This is a genomic window from Marichromatium sp. AB32 (assembly GCF_003718675.1).
GTDB classification, from domain to species: Bacteria; Pseudomonadota; Gammaproteobacteria; order Chromatiales; family Chromatiaceae; genus Marichromatium; species Marichromatium gracile.
The window spans coordinates 23,530-44,235 of sequence record NZ_RHFJ01000030.1 but is presented as its reverse complement, the minus strand read 5'-3'; the positions used below and the strand labels follow the sequence as shown (position 1 = coordinate 44,235).

Genomic DNA, 20,706 nt, shown 5'->3' with positions numbered 1-20,706 from the left:
CGCGCCGAGCGCGGCGCCGGTCTCCGAGCAGGACCGGCTGGCCTCGACCCTGGCCAACGCCAGCCTGTGGACCAGCGTGGCGCTGTTCTTCGGCCTCGGTCTGCTGCTCGCCTTCACCCCCTGCGTGTTCCCGATGATCCCCATCCTCTCCGGGATCATCGCCGGCCAGGGTGCCGGCATCACCACCCGCCGCGCCTTCGTGCTGTCGCTGGTCTACGTGCTGGCGATGGCGTTGACCTACACCGTCGCCGGGGTGCTCGCCGGGCTGTTCGGCGCCAACCTCCAGGCCGCCTTCCAGGACCCCTGGATCCTCGGCGCCTTCGCCCTGGTGTTCGTCGCCCTGGCGCTGTCGATGTTCGGCTTCTACGACCTCCAGCTGCCGGCCAGCCTGCAATCACGCCTGGCCGCACTCAGCAACCGCCAGCAGGGCGGCACCCTCGCCGGGGTGGCGATCATGGGCCTGCTCTCGGCGCTGATCGTCGGTCCCTGCGTCGCCCCGCCGCTGTTCGGCGCGCTCATCTATATCAGCCAGACCGGCGATGCGCTGCTCGGCGGCGTGGCGCTGTTCGCGCTGAGTCTCGGCATGGGCGCACCGCTGATCGTCATCGGCACCTCGGCGGGCAAGCTGCTGCCCCGCGCCGGGGCCTGGATGGAGGCCGTCAAGGCGGTGTTCGGCGTCGCCCTGCTCGCCGTCGCCATCAGCCTGATCGAGCGGGTGATCCCGGCGGCGGTGGCGATGCTGCTGTGGGGCCTGCTGCTGATCTGCTCGGCGGTCTATCTCGGCGCGCTCAGCCCGCTCGGCCACGAGAGCGGCGGCTGGCGCAAGCTGTGGAAGGGGCTCGGGGTGGCGCTGCTGGTCTATGGCGGCCTGATGCTGATCGGCGCCGCCGCCGGCGGCAAGGACACCCTGCAGCCGCTGCGCGGGCTCGGCATCGGCGGCGGCGAGGCGGCCCATGCCGAGTTCACCCGGGTCAAGACGGTGGCCGATCTCGATCGCGAACTGGCCGCCGCCAGCGCCCAGGGCCGCCCGGTGATGCTCGACTTCTATGCCGACTGGTGCGTCGCCTGCAAGGAGATGGAGCGCTACACCTTCAGCGACCCCGCGGTGATCGCAGAGCTCGACCGCTTCGTGCTGCTGCAGGCCGACGTCACCGCCAACGACGCCGCCGATCAGGCGCTGATGCAGGGACGCTTCGGCATCCCCGGACCGCCGGCGATGCTGTTCTTCGGCGCCGACGGCGCCGAGCGCAGCGGCTTCCGCCTGGTCGGCTTCACCCCCGCCGAGGCCTTCGCCGATCACCTGCGCCGGGCCGCACCATGAGCCCGGCCAAGGTGGTGCTGGTCACCGCGTTGGCCGGCGGCATCAGCATCGGCGCGGCGGTCCTCGGTCAGCGCTGGCTCGACCAGGGCGCCGACCGCGACCGTCACGCCGGGCTGCGCGGCGGCACGCTCGACCAGCTGCCGGACTTCCGCCTCCCCGACCTCGGCGGACGCGAACACACGAGCAACGCCTGGGCCGGCCGCCCGCTGATCCTCAATTTCTGGGCGGTGTGGTGCCCGCCCTGCGCCACCGAGCTGCCGTTGCTCGAGCAGTTCGCCCGCACCCACGCCGAGACCGGGATACGGGTGGTGGCGATCGCCGTCGACCGCCCGGAGACGACCCGCGCCTTCCTCGCCGAACACCCGCTCGATCTCACCGTGCTGCTCGCCGATCTCGAGGCCATCGACCTCGCCCGGCGCCTCGGCAACCGCGTCGAGGGGCTGCCCTTCACCGTCGCCTTCGACGCCCGTGGCCGACGCATCTTCAGCCACACCGGGGCACTCGATCAGGCACAATTCGAGCAACTCGCCGCCCGACTCGCCGACGACCCCGCGAGCGCCCGCTGAGGGGGCGTGAATTCGCCGAACCAGCTGGACATCATCCCGTAAAATACGGACAATTCGCAGCGGTTCACTACTATTCAAAGCCGAAATAGTGGATCCGAAACCGTTGCAACCTTCGGCGAGGCAGCTGGCGACATGGCCGCGATCCTGGTCCTGAACGGACCCAATCTCAACCTCCTCGGAACCCGCGAGCCCGCGCACTACGGCAGCACCACGCTGGCCGACATCGAGCGCGAGCTCCAGCAGATGGCTGCACGGGCGGGACACGACCTCGCCTTCCTGCAGAGCAACGCCGAGCACGTCCTGGTCGACGCAGTCCACCGCGCGGCACACGAGAACGTGCGCTTCATCATCATCAATCCGGCCGCCTTCACCCACACCAGCGTCGCCCTGCGCGATGCGCTGCTGGGGGTCGCGATCCCCTTCATCGAGGTGCACCTGTCGAACGTGCACGCCCGCGAGCCGTTTCGCGCCCACTCCTACTTCTCCGACATCGCGGAGGGAGTGATCTGCGGGCTCGGGGCCGAGGGATACGCACTGGCGCTGCGCGCTGCGCTCACCCGCGTGGCGCAAGACCACACGAACGAGAAACACTGACCATGGACATCCGCAAGGTTAAGAAGCTGATCGAGCTGTTGGAGCAATCCGACGTCGCCGAGATCGAGATCCACGAGGGCGAGGAATCCGTGCGCATCAGCCGCCACGGCAGCACCGCCATGCCGGTCTACACCCCGCAGCAAGCCGCGGCGCCGGCCCCGGCCGCACCCGCGGCGAGCGTTGCCGCGAGCAGCGCCGACGAGGGCGATGACGAGGCCCCGCTCGAACTCCAGGGCGAGGTCGTGCGCTCGCCGATGGTCGGCACCTTCTACCGCGCCCCGGCGCCGGGCGCCAAGTCCTTCGTCGAGGAAGGCCAGTCGGTCAAGACCGGCGAGACCCTGTGCATCATCGAGGCGATGAAGATCCTCAACCAGATCGAGTGCGAGCAGGCGGGCACCATCAAGCGCATCCTGGTGGAGAACGGTCAGCCGGTCGAATACAACCAGCCGCTGTTCGTGATCGAGTGATCGAGTGAGGGGACGCCCCCTCACGCGAGCGTCGACCCTGCGCCACCTCGGTGGCGCAGCCTGGCAACCGCTACAGAAGACACTGCAATCATGGCTGCAATGATCGAGAAGGTTCTGATCGCGAACCGCGGCGAGATCGCGCTCCGGGTGCTGCGCGCCTGCCGCGAGCTCGGCATCAAGACCGTCGCGGTACACTCCGAGGCCGACCGCGACCTCAAACACGTGCTGCTGGCCGACGAGGCCGTGTGCATCGGCCCGGCGTCGTCCCAGCAGAGCTACCTCAACATCCCGGCGCTGATCAGCGCCGCCGAGGTGACCGACACCGTCGCCATCCACCCCGGCTACGGCTTCCTCTCGGAGAACGCCGACTTCGCCGAGCGCGTCGAACACTCCGGGTTCATCTTCATCGGCCCGCGCCCCGAGACCATCCGCCTGATGGGCGACAAGGTCTCGGCGATCGAGGCGATGAAGGCCGCCGGCGTGCCCTGCGTCCCCGGCTCGGGCGGCCCGCTCGACGACAACAAGAAGCGCACCCTGGAGCTGGCGCGCGAGATCGGCTACCCGGTGATCATCAAGGCATCGGGCGGCGGCGGCGGACGCGGCATGCGCGTGGTGCACTCCGAGGCCACCCTGCTCAACGCCATCTCGCTGACCAAGGCCGAGGCCGCCGCGGCCTTCGGCAACGACATGGTCTACATGGAGAAGTACCTGGAGAACCCGCGTCACATCGAGTTCCAGGTACTCGCCGACCAGATGGGCAACGCCATCCATCTCGGTGAACGCGACTGCTCGATGCAGCGCCGCCACCAGAAGGTGGTCGAGGAGGCCCCGGCCCCCGGCATCACCGAGGAGCAGCGCCGCACCATCGGCGAGCGCTGCGCCGAGGCCTGCCGCACCATCGGCTACCGTGGCGCCGGCACCTTCGAGTTCCTCTACGAGAACGGGCAGTTCTACTTCATCGAGATGAACACCCGCGTCCAGGTCGAGCACCCGGTCACCGAGATGGTCACCGGCATCGACATCATCAAGGAACAGATCCTGATCGCCGCCGGCGAACCGCTGCGCTACCGTCAGGAGGACATCGAGATCCGCGGACACGCCATCGAGTGCCGGATCAACGCCGAGAACTCCGAGACCTTCATGCCCAGCCCGGGCAAGATCACCGAGTTCCACGCCCCCGGCGGCCCCGGCGTACGGCTGGAGACGCACATCTATTCCGGCTACACGGTGCCCTGTTACTACGACTCGATGATCGGCAAGCTGATCACCCACGGTGAGGATCGCGACGCCGCCATCGCACGCATGTGCAGCGCGCTGCGCGAGACCATCATCGACGGCATCGACACCAACATCAAACTCCAGCGCACCATCATGCGCGACGGCGCCTTCCTCGCCGGTGGACCCAACATCCACTATCTCGAGAAGATGCTCGGCCTCTGAGCCACCGGGGCGGGCAGCCGCCCGCCCCGCTCGCTCCAGCCTCCAGCCTCCAGCCTCCAGCCTCCAGCCTCCAGCCTCCAGCCTCCAGCCTCCAGCCTCCAGTCAGATTGTGAACCGCCAAGCGCGCGAAGATGAAGAAAGGCTTCCACCTGCCAGCCTCCAGTGAGGGGCTGGGGTGTCTCGTCGCGTCGCGGTTGATCGCACACCGACACTGGAGACTGTTTGCTGAAGGCTGATCGCTTTCTTCGCGTCCTTTGTGTCTTGGCGGTTCGAACCAGCTTCCAGCGATCGGCTTCCAGCCTCCAGTCGGGAAGGCTGGTGTGCATGATCAGCGATTGACGGGCAAGACGGTATCTTGGCGGTTCAATCTCCCGGCGGCTGGCGGCTGGCGGCTGACAGCTGGTGGCTGGTCCAAACCGCCAAGACACCAAGGACACGAAGGTTTTTTGGGCGTGGATGACGGTCGATTCCCGGCCAACAGCGACCCGTCCCGTAGGCCGGGCAAAGCGCAGCGTGCCCGGCGCCTGCGTGCGTCTCGATGGGCACGCTGCGCTTTGCCCATCCTACGACGCTGGCAGCAAGTGGCTGGTGGCTGGTGGCTGGCGGCTGGTGGCTGGTGGCTGGTGGCTGGTGGCTGGTGGCTGGTGGCTGGCGGCTGGCGGCTGGCGGCTGGAAGCTGATCGCCACCCGCCCCAGCCTCGCGCGCGGATGCTATGATTTCAGGTTTGTTTCAGAGGACGCTCGCCCCATGCCCTGGCTTCAGCTCAGATTCGATGCCCCCCGCGAACAGGCCGAACGGCTCGCCATCGAGCTGGAGGAGGCCGGCGCGCTGTCGGTGACCTTCGGCGATGCCGGCGACGAGCCGCAGCTCGAGCCGGGGCCGGGCGAGACCCCGCTGTGGACCGAGGTGACGACCACCGCGCTGTTCGAGGACGATGCCGCCAGCAACGCGCTGGTCGCCGCGCTCGTTGGCGACCTCGGCACCCGTCTGCCGGTCCCGCCCGTGGTCGAGCGGCTGGAGGATCAGGTCTGGGAGCGCGTCTGGCTCGACACCTTCAAACCCACCCGCTTCGGTCAACGGTTGTGGGTCTGTCCGCACGGCCAGTCGCCCGAGGCCGCTGACGCGGTCATCGTCGCGCTCGACCCGGGGTTGGCCTTCGGCACCGGGCACCACGCCACCACCGCGCTCTGTCTGGAGTGGCTCGACGGCGCCGACCTCGCCGGCAAGACGGTGCTCGACTACGGCTGCGGCTCGGGCATCCTCGCCATCGCCGCACTCAAGCTCGGCGCCGCGCGCGCCGTCGCCGTCGACCACGACCCCCAGGCGCTCCAGGCCACCCGTGACAACGCCGCGGCCAACGACGTGGCCGAGCGCATCGAGTGCCATCTGCCCGACGCCCAGCCCGAGGGCGAGGCCGACATCGTACTGGCCAACATCCTCGCCGGCCCGCTGGTCGAGCTGGCCCCGCGGCTGATCGCAGCGGTTGGCGACGGCGGCGCGCTGGTGCTCTCCGGCGTGCTCGCCGAGCAGGCCGAGACGGTGCGTGCGGCCTATGCCGAGACGATCGCGCTTGATCCCACCTGTCAGCGCGAGGACTGGGTACGGATCAGCGGACGCCGCTCGACATGAGCGCCCGCCCCTTCCGGATCGGCCCGCACCGACTGGAGAACAATCTGGTGCTGGCGCCGATGGCCGGCATCACCGATCGCCCCTTCCGCACCCTCTGCCGCCGTCTCGGCGCGGGGCTCGCGGTCTCGGAGATGATCTCGGCCAACACCGCGCTGTGGGGCACCCGCAAGTCGGTGCGCCGACTCGACTTCGGCGACGAGCACGGACCGGTCTCGGCGCAGATCCTCGGCGCCGACCCCGCGGCCATGGCCGAGGCGGCGCGGATCAACGTCGCCCACGGCGCCGACATCATCGACATCAACATGGGCTGCCCGGCGAAGAAGGTGTGCAAGGTCGCCGCCGGCTCGGCGCTGTTGCGCGACGAGTCGCTGGTGGCGGCGATCCTCGAGGCGGTGGTGGCGGCGGTGGAAGTACCGGTCACGCTCAAGATCCGCACCGGCTGGGCGCCGGAGGCGCGCAACGCCCCGCACATCGCCCGCATCGCGCACGAGAGCGGCATCGCCGCGCTCACCGTGCACGGGCGCACCCGCGCCTGCGGCTATGGCGCCCCGGCCGAGTACGACACCATCCGCGCCATCCGCGAGCAGGTGCCGATCACCCTGATCGCCAACGGCGACATCGGCGACGCGCGCTCGGCGCGCGCGGTTCTGGACTACACCGGCGCCGATGCTATCATGATCGGGCGCGCGGCCCAGGGACGCCCCTGGATCTTCCGCGACATCGCCACCGCACTGGCCACGGGCGACACGTCCGACCCGGCCCCGCCCCCCCGAACCTGGATCAGGGACCTCCTGCGCGAACACCTCGAGCAGCTCTACCAGTTCTACGGCGACCACGGCGGGGTGCGCATCGCGCGCAAGCACATCGCATGGTACAGCCGCCACCTCCCCGGTGCGGCGCGCTTTAGAGACCAAATCAACCGGACCGAGACGCCGGCGCAACAACTCGCGCAGGTGCTCGCGTTCTTCGATCAATGCCCCGACACGGAGACAGACGCAGCATGAAGACAGAGGCTGCAGGCAACGCATCGGAGCCGAACTCGACGGGGCTCCGGGTGACGGACGCCAACCACTCCGACCCGCTGAACAAGTGCGTGCGCCTCGCCCTGCGCGCCTATCTCGACAACATGGGCGACCATGACGTGCATGATCTCTACGCCCTGGTGATGGAGGAGGTCGAGCGTCCGCTGTTCGAGACCGTGCTCCAGCACACCGGCGGCAATCTCAGCCAGGCCTCGCGCATGCTCGGCATGACCCGCACCACCCTGCGCAAGCGGCTGAACGACTACGGGGTCGAGCGCGAGCGTTGAGCGCACCCCCGCCGGCGTCGACCGCGACGCCGACCGATTGATTCCCCGCGGGGAATCGATCAGCATCCATCCAGTACCAACCAACCGATCCGGACCTACACCAGATGCAACCCATCAATCGCGCCTTGATCAGCGTTTCCGACAAGACCGGCCTGGTCGACTTCGCCCGGGAGCTGGCGGCCAGAGGCGTCGAAATCCTCTCCACCGGCGGCACCGCGCGACTGCTCACCGAGCAGAACATCGCCGTCACCGAGGTCTCCGACTACACCGGCTTCCCCGAGATGATGGCCGGGCGCGTCAAGACCCTGCACCCGAACATCCACGGCGGCATCCTCGGTCGTCGCGGCACCGATGACCGGGTGATGCGCGAGAACGGGATCAAGCCGATCGATCTGGTGGTGGTCAACCTCTATCCCTTCGAGCAGACCGTGGCGCGTCCCGACTGCGACCTGCCGACGGCGATCGAGAACATCGACATCGGCGGCCCGACCCTGCTGCGCGCAGCGGCCAAGAACCACGCCAACGTCACCGTGGTGGTCGACGCCGCCGACTACGCCCGCGTCGGCGCCGAGCTGGCCGAGCACGGCGGGGTGAGCGACACCACCCGCTTCGACCTCGCCGCCAAGGCCTTCGAGCACACCGCCCGCTACGACGGCGCCATCGCCAACTATCTCGGCGCCCGCGCCGAGGCCCGGAGCGAAGGCGAGGAGGCCCCGGTGGCCCTGCCGCGCACCCTCTCGCTGCAGCTGGTGCGTCACCAGTCGATGCGCTACGGCGAGAACCCGCACCAGAACGCCGCCTTCTATGTCGAGCACCAGCGCGCCGAGGCCGGCATCAGCACCGCCCACCAGCTCCAGGGCAAGGCGCTGTCGTTCAACAACATCGCCGACACCGACGCCGCGCTCGAGTGCGTCAAGCAGTTCGACGAGGCCCCGGCCTGCGTCATCGTCAAGCACGCCAACCCCTGCGGCGTGGCCATCGGCGCGAACATCCGCGAGGCCTACGAGCGCGCCTTCTCGACCGACCCCGAGTCGGCCTTCGGCGGCATCATCGCCTTCAACCGCGAACTCGACGCCGAGACCGCGAAGCTGATCGTCGAGCGTCAGTTCGTCGAGGTGATCATCGCCCCCAGCGTCGCCCCCGAGGCCGCGGTGGCCGTCGCCGCCAAGAAGAACGTGCGTCTGCTCGTCTGCGGCGAGTGGTCGGCCCAGCCCGGCGCCCGGCTCGACTACAAGCGCGTCAACGGCGGCCTGCTGGTGCAGGACGCCGACCTCGCGCTCCACGACGCGCTGCGCACCGTCACCACCCGCGAGCCCAGCGAGCAGGAACTCACCGACCTGCTGTTCGCCTGGCGGGTGGCCAAGTTCGTCAAGTCCAACGCCATCGTCTACGGTCGCGACGGCATGACCATCGGCGTCGGTGCCGGCCAGATGAGCCGCGTCAACTCCGCGCGCATCGCCGCGATCAAGGCCGAGCACGCCAACCTCCAGGTCGCCGGATCGGTGATGGCCTCCGACGCCTTCTTCCCCTTCCGCGACGGCATCGACCAGGCCGCCGAGGCCGGCATCACCGCCGTCATCCAGCCCGGCGGCTCGATGCGCGACGAGGAGACCATCGCCGCCGCCAACGAGCACGGCATGGCCATGGTGTTCACCGGGATGCGCCACTTCCGCCACTAGGCCGGCGCATCAATCTGAACCGCAAAGACGCGAAGCACGCAAAGCGATCTTGAGGGAGGCCCTGGGCGCATCCCGACACCGGGGGCGGCAACAGGCCGCTCCCGGAGAAGAGCCTTGGCGTCCTTTGCGCCTTTGCGGTTCCATCTGCATCGGAGCAGCGGATTCGAACCATGCGCATCCACCCCACCGCCATCATCGAGGACGGGGCCGAGATCGACCCCAGCGTCACCATCGGCCCCTACTCGATCGTCGAGTCCGGCGCCGTGATCGGTCCCGAGTGCCGTATCGAGAGTTGCGCGCGCATCTACGGCAACACCCGCATGGGCGCGCACAACCGCGTCTGTCACGGCGTCACCCTCGGTGCCGAGCCGCAGGACCTGAGCTTCACCCCGGAGCGCGCCACCCCGCTGGTGATCGGCGACCACAACCATTTCAAGGAAGGGGTCAACATCAGCTGCGGGATCAAGTCCGAGCAGGGCACCCGCATCGGCGACCACAACTTCTGGATGGCCTTCTCCCACGCCGGACACGACGCCCAGGTCGGTGATCACAACATCCTCGCCAACGGCGCCACCCTCGCCGGTCATGTCACCGTCGAGGACCACTGCTTCGTCTCCGGTCAGGTGGCGGTCCACCAGTTCGCCCGTATCGGCGCCTACGCGATGATCGCCGGGGTCACCGGGGTGTCGCAGGACGTGCCGCCCTACGCCCTCGCCGACGGCCACCGCGCCCGCTTCGTCGGGCTCAACGTGGTCGGGCTGCGCCGCGGCGGCTTCGATCAGGCGCAGCGCAGCCGCATCAAGGCGGTCTACCGGCTGGTGTTCCGCTCCGGGCTGCGTCTGGCCGAGGCGCTGGTGCGCGCCGAGCGCGAGCACCCCGGCCCCGAGACCGAGCACATCGTGCGCTTCATCCAGTCGAGTCGACGCGGGCTGATCTCGCTCGGCTGAGCCGCGAACCGAACCCAACCCACACAGCCAATCGCGCGGCCAGCGGCCGCGTCTGGAGCAACCCCATGAAGATCCTCATCATCGGTGGCGGCGGGCGCGAACACGCGCTGGCCTGGAAGGCCGCCCAGTCCCCGCTCGCCGAACGCGTCTATGTCGCCCCCGGCAACGGCGGCACCGCGCTCGAACCCAAGATCGAGAACGTGGCGATCGCCGCCGAGGACATCGCCGCGCTGGTCGACTTCGCCCGCGCCCAGCAGATCGGCCTGACCATCGTCGGCCCCGAGGCGCCGCTGGTCGCCGGCGTGGTCGACGCCTTCGCCGAGGCCGGGCTGGCCTGCTTCGGCCCGCGCCGCGACGCCGCCCAGCTGGAGGGCTCCAAGGCCTTCACCAAGGACTTCCTCGCCCGTCACCAGATCCCCACCGCCGCCTACGGCGTGTTCACCGAGATCGAGCCGGCGCTCGCCTATCTGCGCGAGATCGGCGCGCCGATCGTGGTCAAGGCCGACGGCCTGGCCGCCGGCAAGGGCGTGATCCTCGCCGATGATCTGGCCACCGCCGAGGCCGCGGTGCGCGACATGCTCGACGCCGGGCGCTTCGGCAGCGCCGGGGCGCGGGTGGTGATCGAGGAGTTCCTGCGCGGCGAGGAGGCGAGCTTCATCGCCATGGTCGACGGCGAGCACATCCTCCCCTTCGCCACCTCGCAGGACCACAAGGCGCGCGACGACGGCGACCGCGGCCCCAACACCGGCGGCATGGGCGCCTACTCGCCGGCACCGATCGTCACCCCCGAGATCCACGCCCGCATCATGCGCGAGGTGATGGAGCCGACCGTCGCCGGGCTCGCCGCCGAAGGCACGCCCTACACCGGTTTCCTCTACGCCGGGCTGATGATCGACGAGCACGGCACCCCCAAGGTGCTGGAGTTCAACTGCCGTCTCGGCGACCCCGAGACCCAGCCGCTGCTGATGCGTCTCGACTCCGACCTGATCGCGCTGTGCCAGGCCGCGCTCGAGGGTCGGCTCGACCGGATCGAGGCCGCCTGGAACCCCAACCCCGCGCTCGGCGTGGTGATGGCCGCCGGCGGTTATCCGGACGGCTACGAGAAGGGCAAGGAGATCCTCGGTCTGGAGGCCGCCGCGGCCACCGGCGCCAAGGTGTTCCATGCCGGGACCACGCGCGAGGGCGAGCAGGTGCGCACCAGCGGCGGGCGCGTGCTCTGCGTCACCGCCATCGGCGAGAACGTCTCGGCGGCCCAGGCCGCCGCCTATGCCGGGGTCGACCAGATCTGCTGGGACGACTGCTTCTGCCGTCGCGACATCGGCCACCGCGCCATCGCCCGCGAGCGCGCGGACGACTGAGCGCTCGGCCAGCGCGCCGGGCCTGCGCCCGGCGCGACTCAGAGCCCGTCGAGCAACCGCGCCAGCCCGGCCAGCTCGGGATGGCGCGCGGCGACCGTGCGCAGCGCGTCGAGCACCCGTGGCAGGTCGTCGAGATACTGCCGCTTGCCGTCGCGCAGCGCGAGCCGGGCGAAGATCCCGCACACCTTGAGGTGACGCTGCACCCCCATGAGGTCGAACCAGCGCAGGAACTGCGCCGGGTCGCGACCGCCGGCGCTCGCCGCCGGGAGGACGCCGCGCGCCAGCGCGTGCCGGCGGAAGTCGAGCGCCCAACCCTCGACGCGCGCCTCCGGCCAGCTGATATAGGCGTCGCGCAGCAGCGACACCAGGTCATAGGTCAGCGGCCCCAGCACCGCGTCCTGGAAATCGAGGACGCCGGGGTTGTCGGCGGCCAGCCACATCAGGTTGCGCGAGTGATAGTCGCGATGCACGCAGACCTGCGGCTGTTCGAGGGCGCTGTCGATCAGCACCCGGTCGAGCGCATCGAGCAGCGCCGTGGTCGCCGCGTCGGGCGCGCGCCCGAGATGGCGTTCGAGGAACCAGTCGCGGAACAGCCCCAGCTCGCGTCCGAGGAAGGCGGCGTCGTAGCGCGGCAGGTCGTCGCTCGCCACCGCCGTCTGCAGCGTCAGCAGCGCGTCCATCGCCTCGCCATAGAGCCGGTCGGCGTTGGTCTCGTCGAGCACCTGCAGATAGGGCCGCTCACCGAGGTCGTCGAGCAGCAGGAAGCCCTGCTCGGTCGCCGCGGCGTGCACCCCGGGCGCATTGAGCCCGGCCGCGCGCAACCGTCGCGCCAGGCGCGCGAAACGGCCACAGTCCTCGTGCTCGGGCGGGGCGTCCATCGCGATCAGGGTACGATCGTCGAGATGGACCCGCAGATAGCGCCTGAAGCTCGCGTCGGCCGAGGCCGGGGTGAGCAGGAAGGGCGCCCCTTCGAGCACCTGATCGAGCCAGGCGTGGAGCGCTGCGTCGCGGTCGGCCAAGGGGGAACTCCGGTGGGTTGTCGGTGAAAACACAGAGGGAGGCGCAATGATCCAGCCACCAGCGCGTGCGCGCAACGCCGGGATCGGCTCCGGGACGGCCCATCTCGCCGTTCGACGGGGCATGATCGCGATTGATGGTATGGCCCAGATATGACATCGTTGCAGCCTCCAACCGGATCCGTCCACCCGCTCACCAACCAGCCCGTCAGACGCATGGCGACCATGGTCGACTTCAAACAGGGCGTGCGCGCCTCACTGCTGGCGACCCTGCTCGCCGTCTCCGCGCCGGGCGCGGCGAACTGCACCCAGGACTGCCCGGAGTCCGAATCCAGCGATGGCGGCACCCTGGCGACGCTGCGCGCCATGCTCTCGGCGATCCGTCTGCCCGACCTGGTCGCGCTCAGCCCGCTCGCCCCCGATGACAGCCTCCCGGCCGAGCCCGAGGAGCCCGTCCCGCAGCCCGGCGCGGCGCGCGCCAGCGTCGATTATCTGCACCGGGGGCTGGAGTGGGATCAGTGCGGCCCGCGCAAGGGCGCCAACGTCTCCATCCTCGGCAACGAGGACGACACCACCCCCATCGACATCGTCGCCGACCGGGTCGACTACGACCGCCGGGGCGAGCGCATCGAACTGCGCGGCACCGTCGAGATCACCCGCCCGGGCCAGCGTCTCGAGGCCGACCGCGCCACCTACGCGAGCGCCAGCGGCCAGACCGAGGCCAGCGGCGACGTCTTCCTCGACTATCGCGGGCTGCGTCTCCAGGGCGATCGTGCCGACTACAACCTCGACACCCAGACCGGCGAGATCGAGCACGCCCGCTACCGTCTCTCCGGCAGCGCCAACCTGCGCGGCAGCGCCACCCGCGCCGAGCTGCTCGACCCGGCGCGCAGTCGCTACGAGGACATCGTCTACACCACCTGCGCGCCCGGCAACGACGACTGGTCGATCCGCGCCTCCACCCTGGAGCTCGACCGCGACAGCGGCATGGGCGTGGCGCGCAACGCGCGGCTGCGGGTGGCCGACGTGCCGGTGCTCTATACCCCCTATCTGCGCTTCCCGATCGACGATCGGCGGCGCAGCGGCCTGCTGATCCCCTCGTTCGGCTCGTCGAGCGAGACCGGCACCGATATCACCATCCCCTACTACTGGAACATCGCGCCCAACATGGACGCGACCCTGATGCCGCGCTACATGAGCACCCGCGGGCTGATGCTCGGCGGCCAGTTCCGCTATCTCTCGCCCCACCAGCAGATCGAGATCAACGCCGAGCTGCTGCCCGAGGACCGCAAGAACCCCGAGGAAGGGGTGCGCGGCGCGCTGCGCGTGCTGCAGAACGGCTACTACGCCGGCTGGTACAGCTCGATCGACTACGCCTCGGCCTCCGACGACCAGTATCTGGAGGACTTCGGCAACCGACTCGACGTCACCAGCCTGCGCAACCTCTCGCAGCGTGCCGACTTCGGCTATACCGGCGAGGGCTGGCGCACCCTGATCCGGTTGCAGCAGTTCCAGACCGTCGACACCAGCATCACCCCCGAGAACCGTCCCTACGGCCAGCTCCCGCACCTCGAACTCGAACTCGACCCGCAGCGCTGGAACGGCCTGCTCGAGTACCGCTTCCAGGGCCAGTACGACTACTTCGACCACAACACCGCAGTCCACGGCAGCCGCCTGGTGGCCATCCCCTCGGCGCGCATCCCACTGCGACGCAGCTTCGGCTATCTCATCCCCCAGGCACGGGTCTACTACACCGGCTACGAGCTGCAGGACCAGCAGGACGGCCTGCCCGAGCGCCCCTCGCACCTCATCCCCAGCTTCGATCTCGACGGCAAGCTGGTCTTCGAGCGCGAGACCAACTGGTTCGGCAGCAGTGCGCTGCAGACCCTGGAGCCGCGCATCTACTACCTGCTCACCGCCTACGAGGACCAGTCGGACACCCCGCGCTTCGACACCACCGCGCTCGACTTCAGCTTCGCCAGCCTGTTCCGCGCCAACCGCTTCACCGGCTACGACCGCATCGGCGACGAGAACCGTCTCACCCTCGGCCTGACCTCGCGCACCATCGCCGACGACAGCGGGCGCGAACTGTTCCGCGCCAGCATCGGCCAGATCTACTACTTCGACTCGCGCCGCGTGCGACTCTACGGCGACGAGGCCGAGGAGGACGTCAGCTCCTCGGTCGCCGGCGAGTTCGCCGCCCGGCTCAGCCAGGACTGGAGCGCACGGGCGAGCGTGCAGTGGAACCCCAACGAGACCGAGGACCCGTGGGAGAAGCGGGTGCTGCAGCTGCGCTACGCCCCCGAACCGAACCGTCTGGTCAACCTCAGCTATCGCTACAACCTCGGCAACCAGACCGGATCCGAACGCTACGAGGACGCCGACCTCTCCTTCCAGCTCCCGCTCGGCGACCGCACCCGGCTGGTCGGGCGCTGGCTCTACTCGATGCTCAACGACGAGACCATCGAGGCCTTCGCCGGCATCGAGTACGGACGTTGCTGCTGGCGCCTGCGCCTGCTCGGACAGCACCTCAAGACCAGCTCCGAGCGCGACGGCAGCACCAGCGTCATGTTGCAACTGGAGCTTGCCGGTCTCGGTTCATTCGGCAACCCGATCGACAAGCTCCTGGAAAGAGGAATCTATGGGTACCACACGGACTAACCGGCCCGCCCCCTGGGCCGGCCTGCTCGGCGGCCTCGCGCTCGCCCTGGCGCTCGCGCTCGGCGCGACGCCCGCCACCGCCGCGGTCGAGGCGCTCGACGCCATCGTCGCCGTGGTCAACGACGACGTCATCGTGCAGAGCGAGGTCGAGCGCGAGATCGAACTGGTGCTGCCGCAGATGCAGCGCGCCGGCACCGCCGCGCCGCCGCGCCCGCAGCTCGAGAAGCAGGTGCTCGATCGCCTGATCCTCAAGCGGCTGCAGCGCCAGCAGGCCCGCGCGCTCGGCATCGAGGTCGACGAGGCCACCCTCAACGAGGCGCTCGGCGACATCGCCGCGCGCAACGGTCTCACCATCGCCGAGCTGCAGGCCACGCTCGAGACCGGCGGCATCGACTTTGCCGACTTCCGCGAGGACACCCGCGACCAGATCCTCACCAGCCGACTGCAGAACCAGGAGGTGGTGAGCAAGATCCGCATCACCGACCAGGAGATCGACCGCTTCCTCGAGCGCGAGTCGAGCCTGCTGATCGAGCGCGAGCGGGTGCGTCTCCAACACATCCTCATCGCCCTGCCCGAGCAGCCCGACGCCGAGCAGGTCGCACGCGCCGAACGCAAGGCCAAGCAACTGGTGGTCAAACTACGCGGCGGTGCCGACTTCGCGGCACTCGCGGCACGCGACTCCGACGGGCGCAACGCGCTGCAGGGCGGCGACCTCGGCTGGTTCGAGATCGGCGCCACCCCGACCCTGGTCGCCGACCTGGCGCTGACCCTCAACGAGGGCGAGATCAGCGACCCGATCCGCAGCTCCAGCGGCTATCACATCATCAAGCTCAGCCAGATCGAGGGCGCCAAGCCGGGCAACCTGCAGCAGACCCATGTGCGCCACATCCTCATCCGCACCAACGAGCTGGTCTCCGACGCCGACGCCAAGCGCCGTCTCTCGGTGCTGCGCCAGCGCATCCTCGGCGGCGACGACTTCGCCCTGCTCGCCCGCGCCAACTCCGACGACACCGGCTCGGCGCTGCGCGGCGGCGACCTCGGCTGGGTCAATCCCGGCGACACCGTGCCGGCCTTCGAGGAGGTGATGGACAGGCTCGGGCCGGAGCAGCTCAGCACCCCCTTCCAGAGCCCCTTCGGCTGGCATCTGGTGCAGGTGCTGGAGCGCCGCACCCAGGACTCGGCCGAGGGTGCGATGCGCATCAAGGCACGCGAGGCGCTGCAACAGCGCAAGGCCGAGGAGGCGATCGAGCAGTGGCTGCGCCAGCTGCGCGACGAGGCCTATATCGAGATCAGGCTCGACGACCTCGAGCCCTGAGCGGACGAAGACGGCGCCGCGTGGATGCGGCGCCGGAAGGAGACGGGATCGTGACGGGCGCGCCGCGCGGCGCGCCCGGGGCGAGAGGCAGGTCGCGACTCAGGCGCCGGCCTCGAGCTGGGCGACCTTGTCCATCACCAGCTTCTCCAGGTCGCGCTTGTACTGCGCCACCCGCTCGCGGATCTCGGGGTCGGACGCGCCGAGGATCTGCGCCGCGAGCAGCCCCGCGTTCTTCGCCCCGTTGATCGCCACCGTCGCCACCGGCACCCCGGCGGGCATCTGCACGATCGACAGCAGCGAGTCCTCGCCCGACAGGGTCGAGGTCTTCACCGGCACCCCGATCACCGGCAACGGCGTCAGCGAGGCGGCCATGCCCGGCAGGTGTGCCGCGCCGCCGGCACCGGCGATGATCACCTGCAGCCCGCGCGCGACGGCCTGCTCGGCGTACTCGTAGAGCCGACGCGGGGTGCGGTGGGCCGAGACGATGGTCATCTCGTAGGGGATGCCGAGACCGGCCAGGCTGTTGGCCGCCTCCTGCATCACCGGCAGGTCCGAATCGCTGCCCATGATGATGCCGACGCGCGCGCGCGCGCGTTCCTGAACCTGGCTCATGCCTGCTCCTCCCCGGTGATCTCGATCAGCTCGCGTACCCGCAGCGCCTTCTCGCGCGCCTGTTCGATGTCGGTATCGAGCACGGTGACATGGCCCATCTTGCGAAACGGCGAGGTGGTGGCCTTGCCGTAGAGGTGCACGCACACGCCCGGGATGGCGAGGGCCTCGGCCATCCCCCGGATCACCGGCCGGCCACGATAGCCGGGCGCGCCGAGCAGATTGATCATCGCCGCCGGCACCAGCTGGTCGGTCGAGCCGAGCGGCAGCCCCACCACCGCGCGCAGATGCTGCTCGAACTGGTCGGTGACGCAGGCCTCGATGGTGTGATGGCCGGAGTTGTGGGTGCGCGGCGCCACCTCGTTGACCAGCAGCGAGCCGTCCTCGGCGAGGAACATCTCGACACCGAACACCCCGACGCCGCCGAGCGCCTCGACCGTGCGCACCGCCAGGGCGCGCGCCGCCTCGGCCTCGCTGTCGTCGATCGCCGCCGGGGCGAGCAGCATGTCGAGCACGTTCTCGCCGGCGCGGAAGCACATCTCCACCGGCGGGTAGCAACGGCAGGCGCCGTCGCGCCCACGCGCCACCAGCACCGCGACCTCCTTGCGCGCCGGCACGAAGCGCTCGACCAGCGAGGGCACCGGCAGGTGACGGTCGAAGTCCTCCGGACGCTTGATGATCGACACCCCGCGCCCGTCGTAACCACCGCGCCGCGCCTTCTGCACCAGCGGATAGCCGAAAGCGGCGAAGGCCTCGGGCGTGGGCTCGGGCATCGGCACGAAGGGCGCGGTGGGAATCCCCGCCGCCTCCAGCGCCTGCTTCTGGGTGAGCTTGTCCTGGATCAGCGCCAGCACCCCCGGCGCCGGATAGATCGCATGCCCCTCCTGCTCGAGTTCGACCAGGGTCTCGGTGCCGATGTCCTCGATGTCGAAGGTGAGCACGTCGCAGGCATCGGCCAGCTCGCGCAGCTTGGCCGGATCATGATAGTGACCGACGATCTGCTGACTGGCGATCTGCGCCGCGGGCGAACCCGGCTGCGGATCGAGCACCACGCAGGTGCAGCCGATCCGCTTGGCGGCCTTGGCCATCATGCGGCCGAGTTGGCCACCACCGATGATGCCGATACGGGCAATGGGTAAGGAAAATCGATCCATAGTGCAATGATCGGGGATGTGGAAGAAATTGGAAAGCCCTAAAGAATACAGGGGAGTAGTCAGGACAGCGCGTGGACGTATCGGCTGGGTCGGGCGACGGTCGCGGGGACGCTGAGACGACATGGTATCGGCTGCGCCCGCGAGTCTCCAGTCTTACCTTCCGTGCAAAACCTCGCGCCCGAGACGTCTGCGGATGCCAACAAGCCTCAATCTCGCCGAAAAACGGGGGGCCGACTTGTCGTAACGGCTGGCAGGTCGTCGACAGGGCTTGAGTCCTGCCAACGGGCGCTCGGTGGCGTTGCGATCGCGGGATTTGCGAAACGTCCGCAGACAGCCAGCCGCAGCGGCGCTTACGCCCTCTTCTTGTCCGCCGCCAGCGCCGAGACGCATGGCACGGACCGGCGTCGAGTCGATCATCCAGGTCTCCCGCCCGATCCCCCGGTCTCGGGTTGCCGGAGGTGCAACCGCTCCAGGCCCTTGGGCAAGGTGTCGCCCCAGGCCAGCCACGCCATGCCGCCACCGGGCACAGCCCCGGAAGAGACCCTTGAGCGAAGAGACCCTTGAGCATCGGGCGAGCGCACCGGCGCCGCTGGCTGCAATCAACGCCCTGGGCTTCAAACCTGTGCGATCGAGCCCCCCGTCAGAAACAAGGATCGCCAAACAGACGCAGGACGACCCCCCCTTACTGGACAAGAGACTGGAACTCGCCGCGGGCCTTGAGCTTGGTCATGAACAGCGAAGCGCCAAACTCAGTCCAGTGCAGTTGGTCAAAATACGAAAACTTGTTGTTTTCATAGAATGGACATCCGCCAGCACAGAAAACCTCTTCGGTGTCGATAAAGTCGACACCCAGACGACCTGCCATGCTCCTTGCATAATCGGTTTCTTCCGGTCTCAACCATCTCTTCTCGTTGAGCGATGCGTTCATCAAGGGCAACGATCTTTGCCCCTTGGTGATCGCATTGATGGATAGCCATGTCTCTCCGATCAATGGCTTCGGACCGAAAAAGACAACCTTTATCTCAGGATTGAGAGCCTTTATTTCCGCGACGGCCTGGCGATAGAATGCTTCCGCATCTTCCGGCTCGCCGGCCATTTGCCAATGAGCGGCATAGACAAAGATTTCAGCGTCCTTTATCTCCGGCGAAGAGATCATCGTCGCAAAGTTCTGACGACACGACTCCGCGTTCTTTTCAGCCCCCCACTTCGGCATCATGAAGGCGGCGCACTCAAAGCTGGTCTGATAGATCTTCAGACCAAAACGATCGTCGTTCGCCAATGCCTTGTAGATATCGAATGCCTGACTATCCCCGAAGATCAGTATATTCGTCGCATCGTCACGGAAACCGCTGCCCGAAATCTCCGACCAATACTGCTCCCGCTCCTGCTTTATCGCCTGCTCATCCATCGCAAGATTGGAATTCAGCCTGAATCCAAACCCGTTACCCAGATAGGTGGCAAGCCCAACCAGGCCAATGCCCGACATGGCGAACACCAGCACCAGGATCTTCTTTCCACCGACCCTGGAGCGAACCCTTTTCTCGACGAACTGGTAGGTCAACCATGCCAACAGGAAGGCCCCGGCGACACCGAGCAGCCGGGTCGCCACGGCAGGCGAGCCGTCCTCGAGGATATAACCGAAGGAAAGGATCGGCCAATGCCACAGATAAAGCGGATAGCTGATCAGGCCGACCCACACGAAGAGTCGGCTTGAAAGCACTTTCTCGTTGACCCATGCCTGAGGCCCGGCAGCGATTATCAAGACGGCGCCAAGTACAGGGAACAGCGCCCAATAACCCGGAAACTCGGATCGTTCGTTGATTTGTGTGACGGCAACGATCAAAAACAGCACGCCAACCAAGGAAAAAACATTGGCCTTGTTTAGAAATGCCTTGCCCTTGCCCGTCTCGACGGCACTGCCAACCGGCTCGGCATACAGTTTCAGCCAGGCCAGCAGACTCCCGGCAAGCAGCTCCCAGAAGCGGGTCAGCGGAAGGTAAAAAGCGGCTTCCTCGTTGTTTTTTGTCGTGACGATACCGAGAGAGAAAGACACGACGAAGACACCCGCGATCAGCCAGGCAAGGCTTAACCCCTTTCGCCATGCCAGCATGACCAGCAGGGGCCAGAAGATATAGAACTGTTCCTCGACACCCAGGCTCCACAAGTGCAGCAAGGGCTTTAGTTCGGCGGCACTATCGAAATATCCCGACTCCGTAAACAGAACGATGTTGGAGATGAAGGCAGCACCAGAGGCAATATGCTTGCCCAGCTGCTCGTACTCGTTCTCCAGCAAGAAATACCAGCCAAAGAGATAACTCGAGAGCAGCACCAGGAAAAGCGCCGGAAAGATCCGCTTCACCCGTCTGCCATAGAAATCGGACAGACTGAAAGCACCGGCATCAACGCTCTTGAATATGATCGAGGAGATAAGAAAACCGGATATCACAAAGAAAACGTCAACGCCAACGAAGCCACCCCTCAAATGGCTGGGAAAGGCGTGAAAAAGAACGACAAAAAGAACGGCGACAGCCCGGAGCCCGTCAATATCTGGACGATATGCGGGATGACAGCCAGAACCTTTACTTGGACGCTTTTCTTTTTCCATCAAAAACAACCTGCCCCCTGCCTGAAAATCAGGAA

Annotated in this window: 17 protein-coding genes; 13 read left to right on the top strand and 4 right to left on the bottom strand. The window is 68.0% G+C overall.

The window, feature by feature from the left end; all coding sequences use genetic code 11:
* The 11 genes from dsbD to purD all read left to right on the top strand — a co-directional run.
* Positions 1-1,321: protein-disulfide reductase DsbD (dsbD, locus tag EBL85_RS10565; RefSeq protein WP_123142889.1), on the top strand; the 1,321-nt coding region annotated here is incomplete at its 5' end.
* Positions 1,318-1,887: a TlpA disulfide reductase family protein gene (locus EBL85_RS10560; protein WP_123139279.1), complete on the top strand. Its 570-nt coding sequence runs from the start codon at positions 1,318-1,320 to the stop codon at positions 1,885-1,887. The genes dsbD and EBL85_RS10560, both read left to right, overlap by 4 nt.
* Positions 1,888-2,019: 132 nt before the next feature.
* Entirely contained in the window at positions 2,020-2,481 is a 462-nt protein-coding gene (aroQ, locus tag EBL85_RS10555) for a type II 3-dehydroquinate dehydratase (protein ID WP_005221810.1), read from the top strand.
* A gap of 2 nt (positions 2,482-2,483) precedes the next feature.
* Positions 2,484-2,948, top strand: a complete 465-nt coding sequence (accB, locus tag EBL85_RS10550) for an acetyl-CoA carboxylase biotin carboxyl carrier protein (RefSeq protein ID WP_123139278.1) — start codon at positions 2,484-2,486, stop codon at positions 2,946-2,948.
* A gap of 99 nt (positions 2,949-3,047) precedes the next feature.
* Positions 3,048-4,388 carry an acetyl-CoA carboxylase biotin carboxylase subunit gene (gene accC, locus EBL85_RS10545; protein WP_062274983.1) on the top strand — a complete coding sequence of 447 codons (1,341 nt, stop codon included), beginning with the start codon at positions 3,048-3,050 and terminating at the stop codon, positions 4,386-4,388.
* Between the two features lie 748 nt (positions 4,389-5,136).
* On the top strand, positions 5,137-6,018 hold the full coding sequence (gene prmA / locus EBL85_RS10540) for a 50S ribosomal protein L11 methyltransferase (RefSeq protein WP_123142890.1): 882 nt from the start codon (positions 5,137-5,139) through the stop codon (positions 6,016-6,018).
* The gene (gene dusB, locus EBL85_RS10535; protein WP_123142888.1) at positions 6,015-7,022 is read left to right on the top strand and encodes a tRNA dihydrouridine synthase DusB; all 1,008 of its coding nucleotides are present in this window, start codon (positions 6,015-6,017) and stop codon (positions 7,020-7,022) included. The genes prmA and dusB overlap by 4 nt, the downstream gene beginning before the upstream one ends.
* Positions 7,019-7,327 (top strand): helix-turn-helix domain-containing protein, encoded by a 309-nt coding sequence (locus EBL85_RS10530; protein ID WP_005221820.1) that lies wholly within the window; start codon positions 7,019-7,021, stop codon positions 7,325-7,327. Before dusB ends, EBL85_RS10530 begins: the two co-directional genes overlap by 4 nt.
* A 104-nt stretch (positions 7,328-7,431) precedes the next feature.
* Positions 7,432-9,006, top strand: a complete 1,575-nt coding sequence (gene purH, locus EBL85_RS10525) for a bifunctional phosphoribosylaminoimidazolecarboxamide formyltransferase/IMP cyclohydrolase (protein ID WP_123139274.1) — start codon at positions 7,432-7,434, stop codon at positions 9,004-9,006.
* Between the two features lie 170 nt (positions 9,007-9,176).
* Positions 9,177-9,953, top strand: coding sequence for an acyl-ACP--UDP-N-acetylglucosamine O-acyltransferase (gene lpxA / locus EBL85_RS10520; protein ID WP_123139273.1), 777 nt, complete (start codon positions 9,177-9,179; stop codon positions 9,951-9,953).
* Positions 9,954-10,018: 65 nt separating this feature from the next.
* Complete coding sequence (gene purD, locus EBL85_RS10515) at positions 10,019-11,311, top strand: phosphoribosylamine--glycine ligase (RefSeq protein ID WP_123139272.1); 1,293 nt, start codon at positions 10,019-10,021, stop codon at positions 11,309-11,311.
* 38 nt (positions 11,312-11,349) lie between these two features.
* On the opposite strand, the gene EBL85_RS10510 is transcribed toward purD, so the two are convergent.
* The gene (locus EBL85_RS10510; protein WP_123142887.1) at positions 11,350-12,330 is read right to left on the bottom strand and encodes an aminoglycoside phosphotransferase family protein; all 981 of its coding nucleotides are present in this window, start codon (positions 12,328-12,330) and stop codon (positions 11,350-11,352) included.
* Between the two features lie 213 nt (positions 12,331-12,543).
* On the opposite strand from EBL85_RS10510, the gene EBL85_RS10505 reads away from it, so the two are divergent.
* The gene (locus tag EBL85_RS10505) at positions 12,544-14,988 is read left to right on the top strand and encodes an LPS-assembly protein LptD (protein ID WP_123142886.1); all 2,445 of its coding nucleotides are present in this window, start codon (positions 12,544-12,546) and stop codon (positions 14,986-14,988) included.
* Positions 14,969-16,303 (top strand): peptidylprolyl isomerase, encoded by a 1,335-nt coding sequence (locus EBL85_RS10500; protein WP_123139269.1) that lies wholly within the window; start codon positions 14,969-14,971, stop codon positions 16,301-16,303. Before EBL85_RS10505 ends, EBL85_RS10500 begins: the two co-directional genes overlap by 20 nt.
* 99 nt (positions 16,304-16,402) lie before the next feature.
* Here the strand turns inward: EBL85_RS10500 and purE are convergent, their stop codons facing one another.
* The 3 genes from purE to EBL85_RS10485 all read right to left on the bottom strand — a co-directional run bounded on the left by purE (position 16,403) and on the right by EBL85_RS10485 (position 20,671).
* Positions 16,403-16,915 carry a 5-(carboxyamino)imidazole ribonucleotide mutase gene (purE, locus tag EBL85_RS10495; RefSeq protein WP_123139268.1) on the bottom strand — a complete coding sequence of 171 codons (513 nt, stop codon included), beginning with the start codon at positions 16,913-16,915 and terminating at the stop codon, positions 16,403-16,405.
* Positions 16,912-18,066 (bottom strand): 5-(carboxyamino)imidazole ribonucleotide synthase, encoded by a 1,155-nt coding sequence (gene purK, locus EBL85_RS10490; RefSeq protein ID WP_123142885.1) that lies wholly within the window; start codon positions 18,064-18,066, stop codon positions 16,912-16,914. The genes purE and purK overlap by 4 nt, the downstream gene beginning before the upstream one ends.
* 682 nt (positions 18,067-18,748) lie before the next feature.
* A complete protein-coding gene (locus tag EBL85_RS10485) occupies positions 18,749-20,671 on the bottom strand; it encodes an acyltransferase family protein (protein WP_148040534.1) in 1,923 nt (640 codons plus the stop codon).
* Positions 20,672-20,706 lie beyond the last annotated feature (35 nt).

What these genes read in the sequence shown, in the direction of transcription:
- EBL85_RS10560 (WP_123139279.1), top strand. Translation starts at nt 1,318, where the DNA reads ATGAGCCCGGCCAAGGTGGTGCTGGTCACCGCGTTGGCCGGCGGCATC.
- aroQ (WP_005221810.1), top strand. Translation starts at nt 2,020, where the DNA reads ATGGCCGCGATCCTGGTCCTGAACGGACCCAATCTCAACCTCCTCGGA.
- accB (WP_123139278.1), top strand. Translation starts at nt 2,484, where the DNA reads ATGGACATCCGCAAGGTTAAGAAGCTGATCGAGCTGTTGGAGCAATCC.
- accC (WP_062274983.1), top strand. Translation starts at nt 3,048, where the DNA reads ATGATCGAGAAGGTTCTGATCGCGAACCGCGGCGAGATCGCGCTCCGG.
- prmA (WP_123142890.1), top strand. Translation starts at nt 5,137, where the DNA reads ATGCCCTGGCTTCAGCTCAGATTCGATGCCCCCCGCGAACAGGCCGAA.
- dusB (WP_123142888.1), top strand. Translation starts at nt 6,015, where the DNA reads ATGAGCGCCCGCCCCTTCCGGATCGGCCCGCACCGACTGGAGAACAAT.
- EBL85_RS10530 (WP_005221820.1), top strand. Translation starts at nt 7,019, where the DNA reads ATGAAGACAGAGGCTGCAGGCAACGCATCGGAGCCGAACTCGACGGGG.
- purH (WP_123139274.1), top strand. Translation starts at nt 7,432, where the DNA reads ATGCAACCCATCAATCGCGCCTTGATCAGCGTTTCCGACAAGACCGGC.
- lpxA (WP_123139273.1), top strand. Translation starts at nt 9,177, where the DNA reads ATGCGCATCCACCCCACCGCCATCATCGAGGACGGGGCCGAGATCGAC.
- purD (WP_123139272.1), top strand. Translation starts at nt 10,019, where the DNA reads ATGAAGATCCTCATCATCGGTGGCGGCGGGCGCGAACACGCGCTGGCC.
- EBL85_RS10505 (WP_123142886.1), top strand. Translation starts at nt 12,544, where the DNA reads ATGGCGACCATGGTCGACTTCAAACAGGGCGTGCGCGCCTCACTGCTG.
- EBL85_RS10500 (WP_123139269.1), top strand. Translation starts at nt 14,969, where the DNA reads ATGGGTACCACACGGACTAACCGGCCCGCCCCCTGGGCCGGCCTGCTC.
- purE (WP_123139268.1), bottom strand. Translation starts at nt 16,915, where the DNA reads ATGAGCCAGGTTCAGGAACGCGCGCGCGCGCGCGTCGGCATCATCATG.
- purK (WP_123142885.1), bottom strand. Translation starts at nt 18,066, where the DNA reads ATGGATCGATTTTCCTTACCCATTGCCCGTATCGGCATCATCGGTGGT.
- EBL85_RS10485 (WP_148040534.1), bottom strand. Translation starts at nt 20,671, where the DNA reads ATGGAAAAAGAAAAGCGTCCAAGTAAAGGTTCTGGCTGTCATCCCGCA.